This window comes from Lascolabacillus sp., assembly GCF_028696275.1.
GTDB classification, from domain to species: Bacteria; Bacteroidota; Bacteroidia; order Bacteroidales; family Dysgonomonadaceae; genus Proteiniphilum; species Proteiniphilum massiliensis.
The window spans coordinates 1-14659 of record NZ_JAQVHI010000026.1; the positions used below are offsets into that span (position 1 = coordinate 1).

Annotated in this window: 9 protein-coding genes and 1 tRNA gene; 2 read left to right on the top strand and 8 right to left on the bottom strand. The window is 37.5% G+C overall.

The annotated features are described in order from the left end of the window. Positions 1-96: 96 nt before the first annotated feature. The 4 genes from PHO43_RS07285 to fumC form a co-directional block, all read right to left on the bottom strand. On the bottom strand, positions 97-471 hold the full coding sequence (locus tag PHO43_RS07285) for a hypothetical protein (protein WP_288011762.1): 375 nt from the start codon (positions 469-471) through the stop codon (positions 97-99). Between the two features lie 636 nt (positions 472-1107). Then, on the bottom strand, positions 1108-3612 hold the full coding sequence (locus PHO43_RS07290; protein ID WP_288011764.1) for a glycoside hydrolase family 2 TIM barrel-domain containing protein: 2505 nt from the start codon (positions 3610-3612) through the stop codon (positions 1108-1110). A gap of 41 nt (positions 3613-3653) precedes the next feature. Next, the gene (locus PHO43_RS07295) at positions 3654-5294 is read right to left on the bottom strand and encodes a fumarate hydratase (protein ID WP_053826992.1); all 1641 of its coding nucleotides are present in this window, start codon (positions 5292-5294) and stop codon (positions 3654-3656) included. A 124-nt stretch (positions 5295-5418) separates the two neighbouring features. Beyond that, a complete protein-coding gene (gene fumC / locus PHO43_RS07300) occupies positions 5419-6816 on the bottom strand; it encodes a class II fumarate hydratase (RefSeq protein ID WP_045090629.1) in 1398 nt (465 codons plus the stop codon). 152 nt (positions 6817-6968) lie between these two features. On the opposite strand from fumC, the gene feoB reads away from it, so the two are divergent. After that, positions 6969-9542, top strand: a complete 2574-nt coding sequence (gene feoB / locus PHO43_RS07305) for a ferrous iron transport protein B (protein WP_045090628.1) — start codon at positions 6969-6971, stop codon at positions 9540-9542. 229 nt (positions 9543-9771) lie between these two features. Here feoB and PHO43_RS07310 read toward each other — a convergent pair whose 3' ends face one another. The 3 genes from PHO43_RS07310 to PHO43_RS07320 form a co-directional block, all read right to left on the bottom strand. Continuing rightward, positions 9772-11655, bottom strand: a complete 1884-nt coding sequence (locus PHO43_RS07310; protein WP_045090627.1) for an AMP-dependent synthetase/ligase — start codon at positions 11653-11655, stop codon at positions 9772-9774. 71 nt (positions 11656-11726) lie between these two features. Beyond that, positions 11727-12515, bottom strand: a complete 789-nt coding sequence (locus PHO43_RS07315; protein ID WP_053826995.1) for a 3-keto-disaccharide hydrolase — start codon at positions 12513-12515, stop codon at positions 11727-11729. Between the two features lie 94 nt (positions 12516-12609). After that, positions 12610-12681: transfer RNA gene (locus PHO43_RS07320), tRNA-Arg, on the bottom strand. Positions 12682-12818: 137 nt separating this feature from the next. Here PHO43_RS07320 and PHO43_RS07325 point away from each other — a divergent pair. Next, positions 12819-13319 (top strand): flavodoxin, encoded by a 501-nt coding sequence (locus PHO43_RS07325; RefSeq protein WP_045090625.1) that lies wholly within the window; start codon positions 12819-12821, stop codon positions 13317-13319. A gap of 64 nt (positions 13320-13383) precedes the next feature. Here the strand turns inward: PHO43_RS07325 and PHO43_RS07330 are convergent, their stop codons facing one another. Then, the gene (locus tag PHO43_RS07330) at positions 13384-14571 is read right to left on the bottom strand and encodes a helix-turn-helix domain-containing protein (protein ID WP_288009858.1); all 1188 of its coding nucleotides are present in this window, start codon (positions 14569-14571) and stop codon (positions 13384-13386) included. Positions 14572-14659: the final 88 nt, after the last annotated feature.

The following is a 14659-nucleotide window of genomic DNA, read 5'->3' on the forward strand; positions in this document are numbered from 1 at the left end:
AAAATCAAAATGAATAAATATTTTTTCATAGTAATAATTATTAGAGATGACTTAATAATTCTGTATAAACATCGTAATTGTTCAGTATACCAGTATTTATAAAAACTTCCGTTTCTTCAGAGAATTTAATTCTGGTGTAATTTTCTTTAATGAGTTAGCAATTAAAAGTAAAGAGGCCCCCTTTGAGTATACACTAAATAATTCGGGATTAGAAATTTTGTAATTTAAAATTTTAGCCATTTCTTCCTTCAACAATAATAATTCCTCTTTTGTAGAATTATTAAGACATTCATCGAAACTCAATAAGCATTCAATCAATGAATATTGATATATAACTTCACCTTTTTCTTCAGTATAGATCTTTGAGTTTATGTCGTTCTGGATTAATGCTAAGTTGATATATTTCAATAATACATAAAAATTATCATCCCTATTAAATAGTTCGATCAAACCATTAAATTCTTTTGACACTTTTACAACACCTTCTTTCAATGAGCTATAGGCATAAAAGTCAAAATTGAGTGGATAATTCAAACATAAACTTAATAGTGTTTGTGTTGAACATTTTTTAAGTACACTATCAGGTATTTGACATAATAATACTTTTTCTGAATGGGTTTTTAGTGATTTCCATTTTTCTGTACCTGGTTTTACAGGATAATCTCATTTAGGGTTTTCCGATAGTCGCGTTGTCATTTGTTCGTTTGAATATACATCTTCTGATAATTCCATTTTCACTTTTTCATCACATCCTAACAATAATATCAAAATTACTGTAGTGAAAAGAGTAATTAATAAAATTGATTTGTTTTTCATAATTGTTTTTTTTGAATAAATAATAAAACGTAAATATTGCTAATATGATTTTATTAGCAAGCGAAACTGTCTGGTGGACTTAGTTCTGGTATAATATTAATTTTTAAGACATTAGACATTCAATGGTTATATATATGATGTAAAACCATTAAAATGTTTTGTTAATTTTATGTTATATAATCACAAACTTAGTTAATGTATTAAAATAAAGAACATAGTTGATATAAATCTAAATAGGCCATATCACATTTTCAGCGATATGGCCCACTTGTAAATTATTTAAACTCTATGCTAATTCGTCTGAATCTTAATACTACCCTTCCTCAATCCTTTTGCATTGGCCTCAAGAGTGATAGTTCCGGGAGTTTCTGAAGATTCTACAATTGCTACCAGTTTACCGTTGAACAAATGCATCTGTGGAAGATGAAACAGATCAAGACTTGAAGGATCGCCATTGGCACCTGCACGATAAGATCCGGCTCCCTTTACGTTGAATTTCACAAGTTCGCTTACATTGGGACAAAGATTGCCGTTTCTGTCAACAACTGAAACTGTTATGAACGAAAGGTCTTTTCCATCAGCAGAGATAACATTCCTGTCGGCTTCAAGAACCAGTCTGTGTGGCTTGCCTGCTGTGCGAATTTCTTTTTCCGCAACTGCATTGCCATCTTCATCATAAGCTACAACTTTAACTGTTCCCGGTTCATACTTGGTATCCATCCACATAAGACGATATCTTTTCTGACGCTCAAAAGATTTTTGTGCCTCAGCTGTATAGCTGCCTTCAATTCCAACAGAAAGATCTTTGGTTCTTACACCCTGACTCTTTCCATTAATGAAAAGTTCAGCTGACGGATAGTTAGTGTAAACAAAAACGGGAGTAACTTCACCTTCACGACCTTCCCAATTCCAGTGAGGCAAGATATGAAGTGTTTCCTCTTCTTTGTTCCAGTGGCTGCGATATAGATAGAATCTGTCTTTTGGAATACCCGCAAGGTCTACTGCACCAAACAGAGAACTGTGACTTGGCCAGTTACTGTAATAAGGAGTTGGCTCACCAAGGTAATCAATACCTGTCCATATAAACTCTCCCATTGTAAATGGCAGGTCATCATGCTGAATAAAATCATCTTCAGGAAGATTAGACCAGCCTGCATGTTCTACATCATAAGAAGATGCCTGGTGATCATCATACATCGCCATCTGTTTGCGCTCTACAGGGAATTTGTATACACCGCGCGAACTGAATGTTGAAGTAGTCTCAGTTCCCAGAATCACCTGCTGAGAGAGTATATCATAAGCTTCCTGATAACGGAATGACCTATAATTAAATCCCGGCACATCCATTATTGCTGCCATACCATTTGAAAAAACATGGTCCGGTCGATCCATCCCATTAGTGATAGGACGTGTAGGATCTTCTCTTTTAACTATATCCTGAAGGAAACGTGCAACTTTAGCTCCCTGTGGGTGACTCTGCTCTTCAACTTCATTACCAATACACCACATTATAACGCTGGCGCTGTTTCTGAAGTTATGAATCAGGTTTACCAGATCCTTCTCTGCCCATTCATCAAAATATAGATTATAACCGTTTCTAACTTTTGGTATTCTCCAGCTGTCGAATGACTCAGCCATAACCATCATACCCATTTCATCGGCAATTCTCACGAAATCAGGTGATGGCATATTATGAGCAGTGCGAATCGCATTAACACCCATATCCTGCATTATACGTATCTGGCGACGAATAGCAGCATCATTTACAGCTGCCCCAAGAGGTCCGAGATCGTGATGCAGACATACACCCTGGAATTTAACGAGTCGACCGTTCAGATAAAAGCCCTTATCTGCAACTACTTCTATAGTTCTGATACCGAATGTGGTGTTGTACTCGTCAACCAATTGGTCATCTTTATAAAGTTTAGAGACAGCCTTATATAGATTTGGCTGTTTGATATCCCACAGTTTTGGATTCTCTACGATAAGAGTCTGAGAAAACTCATTCTGATCGAAAGTGGTCAATACTGATTCAGTAGATGAAACAAGCTTAGCATCACCATCTAAAATCTCTGTAACCAGTTTATATACACCTTTCCCATTATAGTCTTCTCCTGCAGTTACAACCTTAGTCTTCACGTCAACTTTCGCAAACTCATCGTTAACCTCAGGAGTGGTAATATATGTTCCCCATACAGGTATATGAGAATCATTTGTAGTTATGATATGAACATTGCGATACAGACCTGCACCTGGATACCAGCGTGAACCCTCTTCCAAGTTTTCAAGTCTGACTGCAAGGGTATTATCCCTACCGTTATCATTAAGCAAATCAGTTATATCGAAATAAAAAGTGTTGTAGCCATACGGCCAGAAACCTGCTTCTTTACCGTTTACATAAACACGCGCATTACTCATTGCACCGTCAAACTTAACGGTTACCCTTTTACTGTCACTTAATTCAGGTATAGTGAAGTTGATACGATACCAGCCGGCACCAGTGAAAGGCAGTCCTCCAGTCCTTCCGTAATGCTCAATTGCTGAGGTTTGTCCATCCTGAACAATTGCCATACGATGGATATCATTGCTCTTATCAAAAGGACCATAAATTGCCCAGTCGTGTGGTACTCGAACCGATTCCCAGTTACTGTCATCATATACAGCCTCCTTTGATTGAGGGTTATCCTCTCTTGTAAACTTCCAACCCTTTTCAAGTGTAACTACAGAGCGTGTTTGCCCTAATGATATGAAAATAGTTGCTAATATTGATATTATAATTAAACTCGTTCTCTTCATAATTTTATTTTTAAACCACCAAATATTGTCAGTTCTGAGTATTAACTAAAACTGCAGTTTGGCTGAGTAACCACCTGGAAGAAGTCGTTACCTTTATCATCAACAAGTATAAAAGCAGGAAAATCCTCTACCTCTATTTTCCAAATCGCTTCCATCCCGAGTTCCGGGTATTCAACACACTCCAGGCTCTTTATGCTCTCTTGAGCAAGAATAGCTGCAGGTCCGCCAATACTACCCAAGTAAAATCCACCATGCTTTTTACAAGCATCTGTTACCTGCTGACTGCGATTACCTTTTGCCAGCATTATCATGCTTCCTCCATGTGACTGGAAAAGATCAACATAAGAGTCCATTCTACCAGCAGTAGTGGGTCCCATAGATCCCGATGCATATCCTGCAGGAGTTTTTGCCGGACCGGCATAATAAATTGGGTGATCTTTCATATACTGAGGCAAACCTTCACCTCTGTCAATACGCTCTTTAAGTTTAGCATGAGCAATGTCGCGACCAACTATAATAGTTCCGTTCAAAGACAGACGTGTAGAAACAGGATACTTTGATAGTTCTGCAAGGATCTTTTCCATAGGCTGATTCAGATCTATCTTAACTCCTCCTGCTTCACCAACCTGGCGATATTCCTCAGGAATTAATCTTGCAGGATTATCCTCCAGTTTCTCAATCCAGATACCATCTTTATTGATTTTTGCTTTTATATTACGGTCGGCTGAACAAGAAACACCCATACCTACAGGGCATGAAGCACCATGACGAGGTAGACGAATTACACGTATATCATGAGCGAAATACTTTCCTCCAAACTGTGCTCCCAGTCCAAGTTCTTCAGAGGCTTTTTTCAATCTGTTTTCAAGTTCTATATCTCTGAAAGCCTGACCATGTTCATTCCCTTCTGTTGGCAGGTTATCATAATACTTTGCAGATGCCAGTTTTACTGTTTTAAGGTTTGTTTCTGCAGATGTCCCACCAATAACAAAAGCAACATGATAAGGAGGACAAGCTGCTGTACCCAGTGATTTCATCTTCTCAATCAGGAAGTTCTCCAATTTTCCGGGAGTAAGCAATGCTTTTGTTTCCTGATACAGATATGTCTTGTTGGCCGAACCTCCACCCTTTGCAATAAAAAGGAATTTATATTCATTTCCCTCAACAGCATACAGGTCTATCTGTGCAGGAAGATTTGTACCTGTATTAACCTCATCATACATGTTAAGTGCTGCATTCTGAGAATAACGAAGATTTTCATTGACAAAAGTATTATATACACCCCTGGAAAGAGCTTCAGCATCATTGGTGTCTGTCCATACATTCTGACCCTTCTTTCCGGTTATAATTGCTGTACCTGTATCCTGACAGAAAGGAAGAACTCCTTTAGCAGAAATCTCCGCATTACGCAGAAATGTTAAAGCCACAAATTTATCATTCTCACTGGATTCCGGATCATTCAGAATCTTTGCCACCTGCTCCTGATGTTCAGGACGCAGTAAAAATTCCACATCACGAAATGCAGTCTGTGCCATAAGCGTTAATCCCTCAGCTGAGACCTTTAGGATCTCTTTCCCTTCAAACTCTGAAACAGAAACATGATCCTTGGTAAGCAGATAATATTCAGTCTTATCTTCCGACATTGGGAATGGTTCCTGATAAACAAATGGTTTCGTAGCCATAAACTTTAAATTAAATTTTATTTTATTGTTAATTATTTGGTCTATCGATAAATAAGTATACAAAAATACAAAGAAAAAACGGCATCTTGAAACGACGCCGTCTATAATAACTGTTAACCTTTAATCAACTAAACGGGGCAATCATATCTTCAGGTCGTACCCATTCATCGAATTCTTCTGCTGTCACATATCCAAGACGTACAGCCTCCTCTTTAAGTGTAGTACCATTCTTATGAGCCTCATTTGCAATCTCTGCAGCTTTGTAGTAACCTATTTTGGTATTTAGGGCTGTCACCAGCATAAGTGAATTTTCTAGCAGTTCCTTTATTCTGGCTCTGTTTGGTGTTATACCCTGTACACAGTGTATATCAAAAGAGCGTGCTGCATCACCCAGTAGTTGTGCACTCTGAAGGAAGTTAGCTGCCATCAAAGGTTTAAACACGTTTAATTCAAAATGCCCTTGCATCCCCCCCACTGTTATAGCAACATCATTCCCTATTACCTGAGCACAAACCATAGTCAGTGCTTCAGCCTGTGTTGGATTAACCTTGCCAGGCATAATCGAAGAACCTGGTTCGTTTGCAGGTATATTGATCTCACCTATTCCACTTCTTGGTCCAGATGCAAGTAAACGTATATCATTTGCAATCTTATTTAGAGATACAGCAATCTGCTTTAATGCACCATGTGTTTCAACAATTGCATCATGAGCTGCAAGTGCTTCAAATTTATTTTTAGCAGAAACAAAAGGTAGTTCGGTAAATTCAGCAATATATTTTGCAACTAAAACATCATATCCCTTTGGTGTATTGAGGCCTGTGCCAACAGCGGTACCACCTAAAGCAAGTTCCGCCAAATGTGGCAATGTGTTTTCAATTGCTTTGATTCCATGTTCGAGCTGAGACGCATAACCACTGAACTCTTGTCCAAGTGTCAGAGGTGTTGCATCCATAAGATGAGTACGTCCGATTTTCACCACATCAGCCATATCTATCGACTTCTTCTCTAATGATTTATGAAGCTGACGCAGACCCGGAAGTGTATTCTCTACCACCTTTTTATAACATGCAATATGCATAGCTGTTGGAAATGTGTCATTAGATGATTGCGATTTGTTCACATCATCATTTGGCTGCAGTACCTTTTCTCCTTCGCCCACTTTTCTACCTGCAAGCTGATGCGCTCGATTAGCAATAACCTCATTCACATTCATATTGCTTTGAGTCCCGGATCCTGTCTGCCATACAACCAAAGGAAAATGATCATCATGTCTTCCCTCTAGAATCTCATCACAGACTCTTGCAATAAGATCACGTTTTTCAACTGACAATACCCCAAGCTCATGATTTGCATAAGCTGCTCCCTTCTTAAGGTAAGCAAACCCATAGATCAATTCAATTGGCATGGATGCAGATTCCCCTATCTTAAAGTTACTCCGGGACCTCTCTGTCTGAGCACCCCATAACTTTTGTGCCGGTACTTTCACCTCTCCCAATGTGTCTTTTTCGATTCTATACTCCATATTTTTTGATTTTTATATTCTCTTGATTTTACAACAAATCCATCTGTTAATAGTTTCTGTAAAAAAACTAAATTACCTTACATTATTTATACTGGTTATAAATAATAGAAGAAATTGATGTATCTTTGCGAGACAAAAATTGAAGGTTTTAGATGCGACTGTCAGAACTACAAACAGGGCAAACAGCATATATCAAAAAAGTAAATGGTAATGGTGCATTCAGGAAGCGGATCCTGGAGATGGGATTCGTACGCGGTGAAGAGGTAAAATCAATTCTCAATGCTCCACTTAAGGATCCAATTAAATATGGGATCATGGAGTATGAAGTCTCTTTACGTCGTAGTGAGGCGGTGATGATTGAAATTACCATTATGAAATCCGAAGTTACCCAAAACGGATATTCCGAAAATGGTTATTCAGACGATGTAAATATCCTCTCGGGCAAATCTTCAGCAACAGATGAGTTGACAAATATTAATACATTCAATGGTATTAAGTATAAAAACCACAAACAAGAGGCAATTAAATTACCAAACAGAGTTATACTGAATGATGAGTCTAATAAAAGGAAATTAAAAGAGAAAAATATTAAAGTAGCCCTTATTGGCAACCCCAACTCCGGCAAGACTTCAATATTTAACCTGGCATCAGGTGCTCACGAACATGTAGGAAATTACAGTGGTGTAACTATAGACGCCAAAGAGGGATACCTGAGACATAATGATTACCATTTTACACTGGTAGATCTTCCGGGAACTTATTCACTTTCTTCTTATTCTCCTGAAGAACTTTATGCACGTAACTACATACTGGAAGAAAAGCCGGATGTCATTGTAAATGTAGTTTCAGCTTCTGCCTTGGAAAGAAACCTATATCTGACAACAGAACTTCTGGATCTTGAAGTGCCAATGGTAATTGCTCTCAATATGTATGATGAACTTGAGAGCAGTGGTAGAAAGTTTGAACATAACACATTTTCAAAACTCATTAACGTTCCAATTGTACCCACAGTTGGCAAGAGGGGCGAAGGTATCCCTCAGTTGCTAGAGGAGGTTATAAGAGTAAAAAATGAAAAAAACCACACTTTTGCTCAACTTCCTTATGGAAGGGTACTGGAAAAATCCATTTCCATAATGGAACGTGAGCTTAATGACAGTTTTAAGTTGAAAAAGGAGCTATCGTTAAGATATATCTGTATAAAACTGCTTGAAGGCGACAAGGATGTAGAAAAACATATAGCAGGACTTCCTAAACATAATCAGATAATTGCACGCAGAGATAAAGAACGCAATTATATTGAAAAGCTACTAAGAGAAGATGCTGAGTCAGCTTTTACAAACGCGAGGTACGGTTTTATTGCGGGAGGGTTAAGAGAGACTCTCGAACAACTGCCGGAGAAAGTTGACAAGGGTAAACTTATCGACTTAATAGTGACAAATAAATACCTGGGCTTCCCAATTTTCTTTCTGTTCCTCTGGATAATGTTTGAAGCAACTTTCCGATTAGGTAATTACCCTATGGAATGGATAGAGAATCTTGTTTCATTTATTGGAAATCTTATCAGGAGCAATATGTCTCCCGGTCCTCTTAAAGATCTTGTTGTTGACGGAATAATTGGTGGAGTAGGCGGGGTGATAGTTTTCTTGCCAAATATTGTAATTTTATACTTTTTTATCGCATTCATGGAAGACTCAGGCTATATGGCCCGGGCAGCTTTTATAATGGATAAACTTATGCATCGGATAGGATTGCACGGGAAATCATTTATCCCATTGATTATGGGGTTCGGTTGCAATGTTCCGGCAATAATGTCAACTCGTACAATTGAGAGCAGAAGCAGCAGAATGATTACCATGCTGATAGTCCCCTTTATGTCATGCAGCGCCAGACTACCTGTTTATATTCTTTTCATTGGCACTTTCTTCCCTAAAAATGCAAGTATTGCATTATTATCGCTTTATATTATCGGAATTATAATAGCAGCTCTCACTGCTTTGCTATTCCGCAAGACGCTTTTCAAAGAGGAAGATACACCATTTGTAATGGAATTACCACCTTTCCGCATGCCTACTCTAAAGTCGATTGTAATACACATGTGGGAAAGAGCCAGTCAATACCTGCGAAAAATGGGAGGACCAATTCTCATAGCTTCAATTATAATCTGGTTTTTGGGATACTTCCCTCAAAACAGCACCCAAAGCAATGAAAATGAACAGCAAATAGCTAATATTGAAACCAGGTTTGAAAATAATCAGATAAGTGCTGATCAGAGAGATCAAATATTAACAGAAATAACACTTATTCAAAACATAGAACATCAGGAGAACTCATATATTGGTAAGATAGGCAAGTTTATTGAACCAATAATGCGTCCTCTTGGATTCGACTGGAAAATGTCAGTAAGCCTCCTTTCAGGGATGGCTGCAAAAGAGATCGTTATTAGCACAATGGGAGTATTATATACAGGCGACAGTGAAAGCCAGGAGTCGCTTCAGTCGCGACTCCTGTCAGAAACCGACACTGATGGCAATCCTGTTTTTAAACCACTTGTTGTAACAGCATTTTTGCTATTTGTACTTATTTATTTCCCATGTATTGCAACTATAGCAGCTATAAAAGAAGAGTCCCATTCTTGGAAATGGGCAATATTCAGCGTCCTCTATTCAACAGGACTGGCCTGGTTAGTTGCACTGCTTGTTTTTCAAATCGGAAGTTTATTTATTTAGGTTTAAAGCAGTTACATTATGGACGTACAACTCTTTATAGTTATAATAATAGGAATAGTGGTAGGATTGATACTACTTCGGAATATCTATAGATTTTTCTTCACTAAAAGAGATTCCTCCTATTGCGCTGGTTGCAAAGGTTGCGAGCCGATTAAACACCATATCCCTAACGAAAAATAAAATCCTTTCCTAACAATTGTTAAATCTCCGTTAGTGTATCATTTCATTTTCATAATAAATTCTGAAGTACTTTTAAGTTATATTCTGAATCATATTTTTTCCCTTCGGGAGTATGCAGCATCTCTAACTCCTTTGCATATTTCTCGTAAACCTTATGTTTAACAATCTTCATTGTTGAGTTTACTAAACCATTCTTTTCACTGAAAGGCTCTTCAATAATTGCGAAAGCTGAAGGAATCCAGCGATATGGAAACATACCATCATTCTTGCCCCCTTTAAGATACTCGGCCAGCTCGCCGGCAATGATTGCTGCTGCTTCTTCCGGATTGCTAGTGCGTCGCTTCAAAACCTCTGCATTGAGTGTCAGCAAGGCTGTTGTGTATGGACTTTGATTGTTGTGAAGTACACACTGATTGATATATTCTGATTTAGCCATTATTGACTCTTCAATTCCTTCAGGTGAGAATTTTTCTCCATCGTTGCTTATCAGAAGTGATTTGGTGCGACCTAATACATAAAGGAATCCGTCAGCATCAAGGTAGCCCATATCACCTGTACGAAGCCACCCATCTACAATAGTCTCTGCTGTTGCTTCAGGATTTTTCCAGTATCCCATCATTACGTTACCACCTCTAATAAGAATTTCTCCCTTCTCCCCTATAGGTAATGGATTCATATTTTCATCACCTATACGAATTTCCATACGAGGCATTGTCTTGCCTGAAGATCCAAGCTTATGCTCTTTCTTACTATTTGCAGAAATAATTGGTGAAGCCTCAGAAAGTCCGTAGCCCTGATACATTGGTATCCCTATAGCGTAGAAGAACCGCTGTAGCTCAATGTCCAGAAGTGCACCTCCACCAATAAAATATTCCATATTGCTCGAGAAACTCTCCCTAATCTTTGAGAAGAAGAGCCGATCATAAAATTTCACCAATGGTTTTAGTAAAGCACGACTACCTCGCCCCCTGTTATAACCTTCACCATTATATCTATATGCCACTTTGAGTCCCTGCTTGAACATACTATACGCTGTTTTCCCTTTCTTTTCGATACCCGACTCAATATTCTTCCTGAAGTTAGCTGCAAGTGCGGGTACACTCATTAGCAGGTGAGGATTGATAGCCTTAAGGCTCTTAGGTACGTTCCGCAGAATCTCCATTGCACTCTTACCGGCAGCTACCGAAGCAATTGAAGCTCCACATTTCATAAAAGCATAAATACCGGCAGTATGACCAAAAGAGTGATCCCATGGGAGTATCAAGAGTGTTCTGAAATATGAAGGAATGCCATTCAAATGATCTACAGCCTGTTCTGCATTAAATACATAGTTATTATGTGACAACATTATTCCCTTTGGATTGGCAGTTGTACCTGAGGTATATGAAATATTAGCAAGACTCTCAGGTTTGACTGCTGCAATTCGATCATCTACCCGCTTTTTATCGGTAGCAAGTAATGCATCACCCAATTCTTTAACAGCATCGAAAAATATCTCACCATCATCCACACTCTCAATCTTATCCAGCAAGATATATCTTTTCACTGTAGGTAATTTATCTTTCATTGGGCGCAGTTTTGCGATCTGCTGATCAGAAGCAAGCACCATAACTGTATCAGAGTGATTTATACGAAAAGTAATATCCTGTTCAGTTTCAAGCTTTACCGAAAGTGGTACACAAACAGCACCTGCATGAAGTATCCCCAATTCTCCTAACACCCAGTTATTTTTCCCTTCAGATATTAATGCAACTCTATCTCCAGCCTCAACGCCAAGAGCAATTAATCCGGCTGCAAAACGAATAGCCTCCCTCTGCACATCAAGGTAAGTAATAGAAGTATAATCTTCTCCATAACGTGCCTCATGAAGAAAAGGCTTATCTCCATATTTAGATACCGACTCTTCTAAAAGCTCAATGATTGTTTTTCCCATCTCTTAACACTAAAATAAGATTAATAATTTCCCGGTCCACTTTTAATAGCTAACGACATTTTAACAGTATATCATTCAAGTATCTGAATTTCAACCTTGCGAAAATCTATAGGGTGCCCTTCACTTTGCAATGAGATAGTACCCTTACTTAACATCTTATCTCCATTATTCAATTCTATCAGTCTTGCATATGTATGATCCCTTTCATCAAGTTGAGGATTTGTATATTGTAAAACTGTATCACCATTTATAATATGATAAATTACATCATTCCCTCTTACTTCTACTTCAGCCGTAACCCACTCATCACCAAAGAACAATTCAGAAGATGAGTTTATACAGTGATCAAGAATCAATTCATTATTCATCACAATATTGGTTCCGGGAGTACAAACATTCATATTTGTTCTCTCTGCAACTGAATCGCTGCCAAGAAGCTGAACTTCTATTGATGTTGGAAAATCCTGATTCAGTTCCATTGACTCCGGTGTTTGTCCATGCAGCATAAGTCCACTGTTCCTGTAAGCCCATCCAGGGGCTCCCGGAGTCTGCTCCCCAATAAAACGGTATTCTACTCTAAGCCTGTAATGAGAAAACTCATCCTTATAGAAAAGATGTCCAAATCTATCTCTAAGTGAATCGTACTCCTCATACCTCACTTTAATCATCCCATCCTCTACTCTGAATGTATTACCAAAATTATCTCCTGCTTCATAGCCTACAATTTTTGGAGTCCATCCTGTCAGGTCTTCTCCATTAAAAAGTTGTATCCACTCATTTTCAGATGATTTCGGGCTGCAAGACGAAATAAAAGTTGCAATTAATAGTGCAATAAAAATAGATAATTTGTTCTGTTTCATAAACAAATGGTGTATTGAATATTATTTATTATAGCGCAAAGATAATTTAGTTATTAAAGGTGTAAACATGCTTGATGGTAAAGTTAAAAAAAAGTAGCACGGCAGGGAATCGAACCCTGATCTAAAGTTTAGGAAACTTCTATTCTATCCATTGAACTACCGCGCCGTTATGTAGTTAGTGTGCAAAAGTAGCATATTTCCCTTTATCTTCAAAGTATTTACATTTACTATCAGTCAAAAAACATTTTTTTGACTTAACTGTTAGATACTAAAAGTAGACAAGCACAATAATAGAAAACAAACATGAATAAAATTGCTATATTATATGGAACTTCGGGAGGAAGTGTCGAATCTGTTGCAAAACAGGTTCAGGATCTTTTCGAAGGAAATGCGGATATTTATAATGTATTAGATGTTTCTCTTAGTGAAATAGAGGACTATAAATATATAATAGTAGGAACTTCAACAACAGGTATTGGTGATCTACAGGACGATTGGGAAGGTTTTCTACCTTCATTTGCAAAAATTGATTTTACAGGTAAAAAGGTGGCTATTTTTGCGTTGGGCGACAGTGCCTCTTACTCAACAAGTTTTGCGGAATCAATGAAAGTTGTTTATGACGAGATCCACGATAAGGTTGAAGTGGTTGGCAAAGTACCCGATGTAGGTTATACTTATGATGATTCAACCGCCGTAGAAGATGGTGTATGGGTTGGGTTACCTCTTGATGAGGATAACGAGTATGATTTGACGGAGGAGCGACTGATTAAATGGGTTGAACAATTAAAAAAAGAATTCGTTTAATTATATTATAAAATATAAGTTGAACAATTCGTTTAGGTTATCAATATGCAGGGGGGAGATATCATCATGATATTCTCCCTTTTTTTTCCCTATATCTACCCGGAGGTATTCCATTTTTCTTCACAAAGGATCTGTAGAAAGAGCTTGTGCTCGAAAATCCTGATTCTAAAGCTATTTCTTCAAGGGAATGAGAGAAATAGTCAGATGATGTCAATATCTTTTCTGAATATCTTACTCTGTACTCATTGACAAAATCATTAAAACTAACATTTCTTCTGGTATTAATCAGTTTAGAAACATAAGTCCGGTTGGTTCCTAATAAACGAGCCACCTCATTTAACCTTAGATCAGGATCTTTAAATATCTCTTTATCGTCAAATAACGATTCGAGCCTTAAATAGAGTCTGTCAAGCTGATTAGTTGTAAATATTTCTTCACTCCTCTCTGACTCATCTGAGTCTTCTGAAGTATAATTCTGTTTTTCTATTTTAAGATCATGAATAGTAAAGTTCTGTTTGTAACCAACATAACTCATTCCAAAAAGAGCAACGGAGTGTGCAATTGAAGGTATAACCAGAAGATAAGAGTGATCTGTGAAATAGTTTTTTCCAATAAAGTTGGATAAAATTGATATTATAGATGCAATAACCAAGAAATAGAGAATATACCTGATTTTAGACAACTCCTTATTTTCAATATTAGAGTAGAAAGATCTAACCTTCTCGTTGAAACTGCTAATTAAATTAAGTCCGAAATATAGTACTAAAACAACCTCTGATGCAAATACTATTCGTACCAGATTTCTTCTTAAAGTTTGCAGATTAATCAGAGTCGAGTATTCTGACTCGTTGCTTTGTGTATGATAGAGAATTTCCTTTGTGAAGAGTGTGATTTCTTCTGGACTCATCAACAGATACAGGATAGCAGAAAAAAGGGAAAGCAGAATCGCCGGAAAGAGAATCCAAATCCATTTTAAGTTTATCTTAGTATCTATAGTAAGTAAACGTATATAGTAGTAGTATATCGGATAAGCTGCAAGAGAGGTAAATACCCAGACACTATCGAGAATATTGTAAGCAGTGTAGTTATGATTAAAATAAAACCAATGAGCCAGATAATTTAACGAGGCAACTGCTAAGAAAACAACCAAGAAGCGCTTTGCTAAATCACTATTCTTGTATTCCAAAATAAAAAGTAACAGCCAAAAAAGAACCACAAATAGCGGCAACCCAGTAAAAAATTGTTGTGCCATATGCATAATGCAGTTTATTTTTCACAAAAATAGGGCTTTTTATAATCTTCTAATAATTTAAGCTGCAATATTTTTATTTTTTCACAAT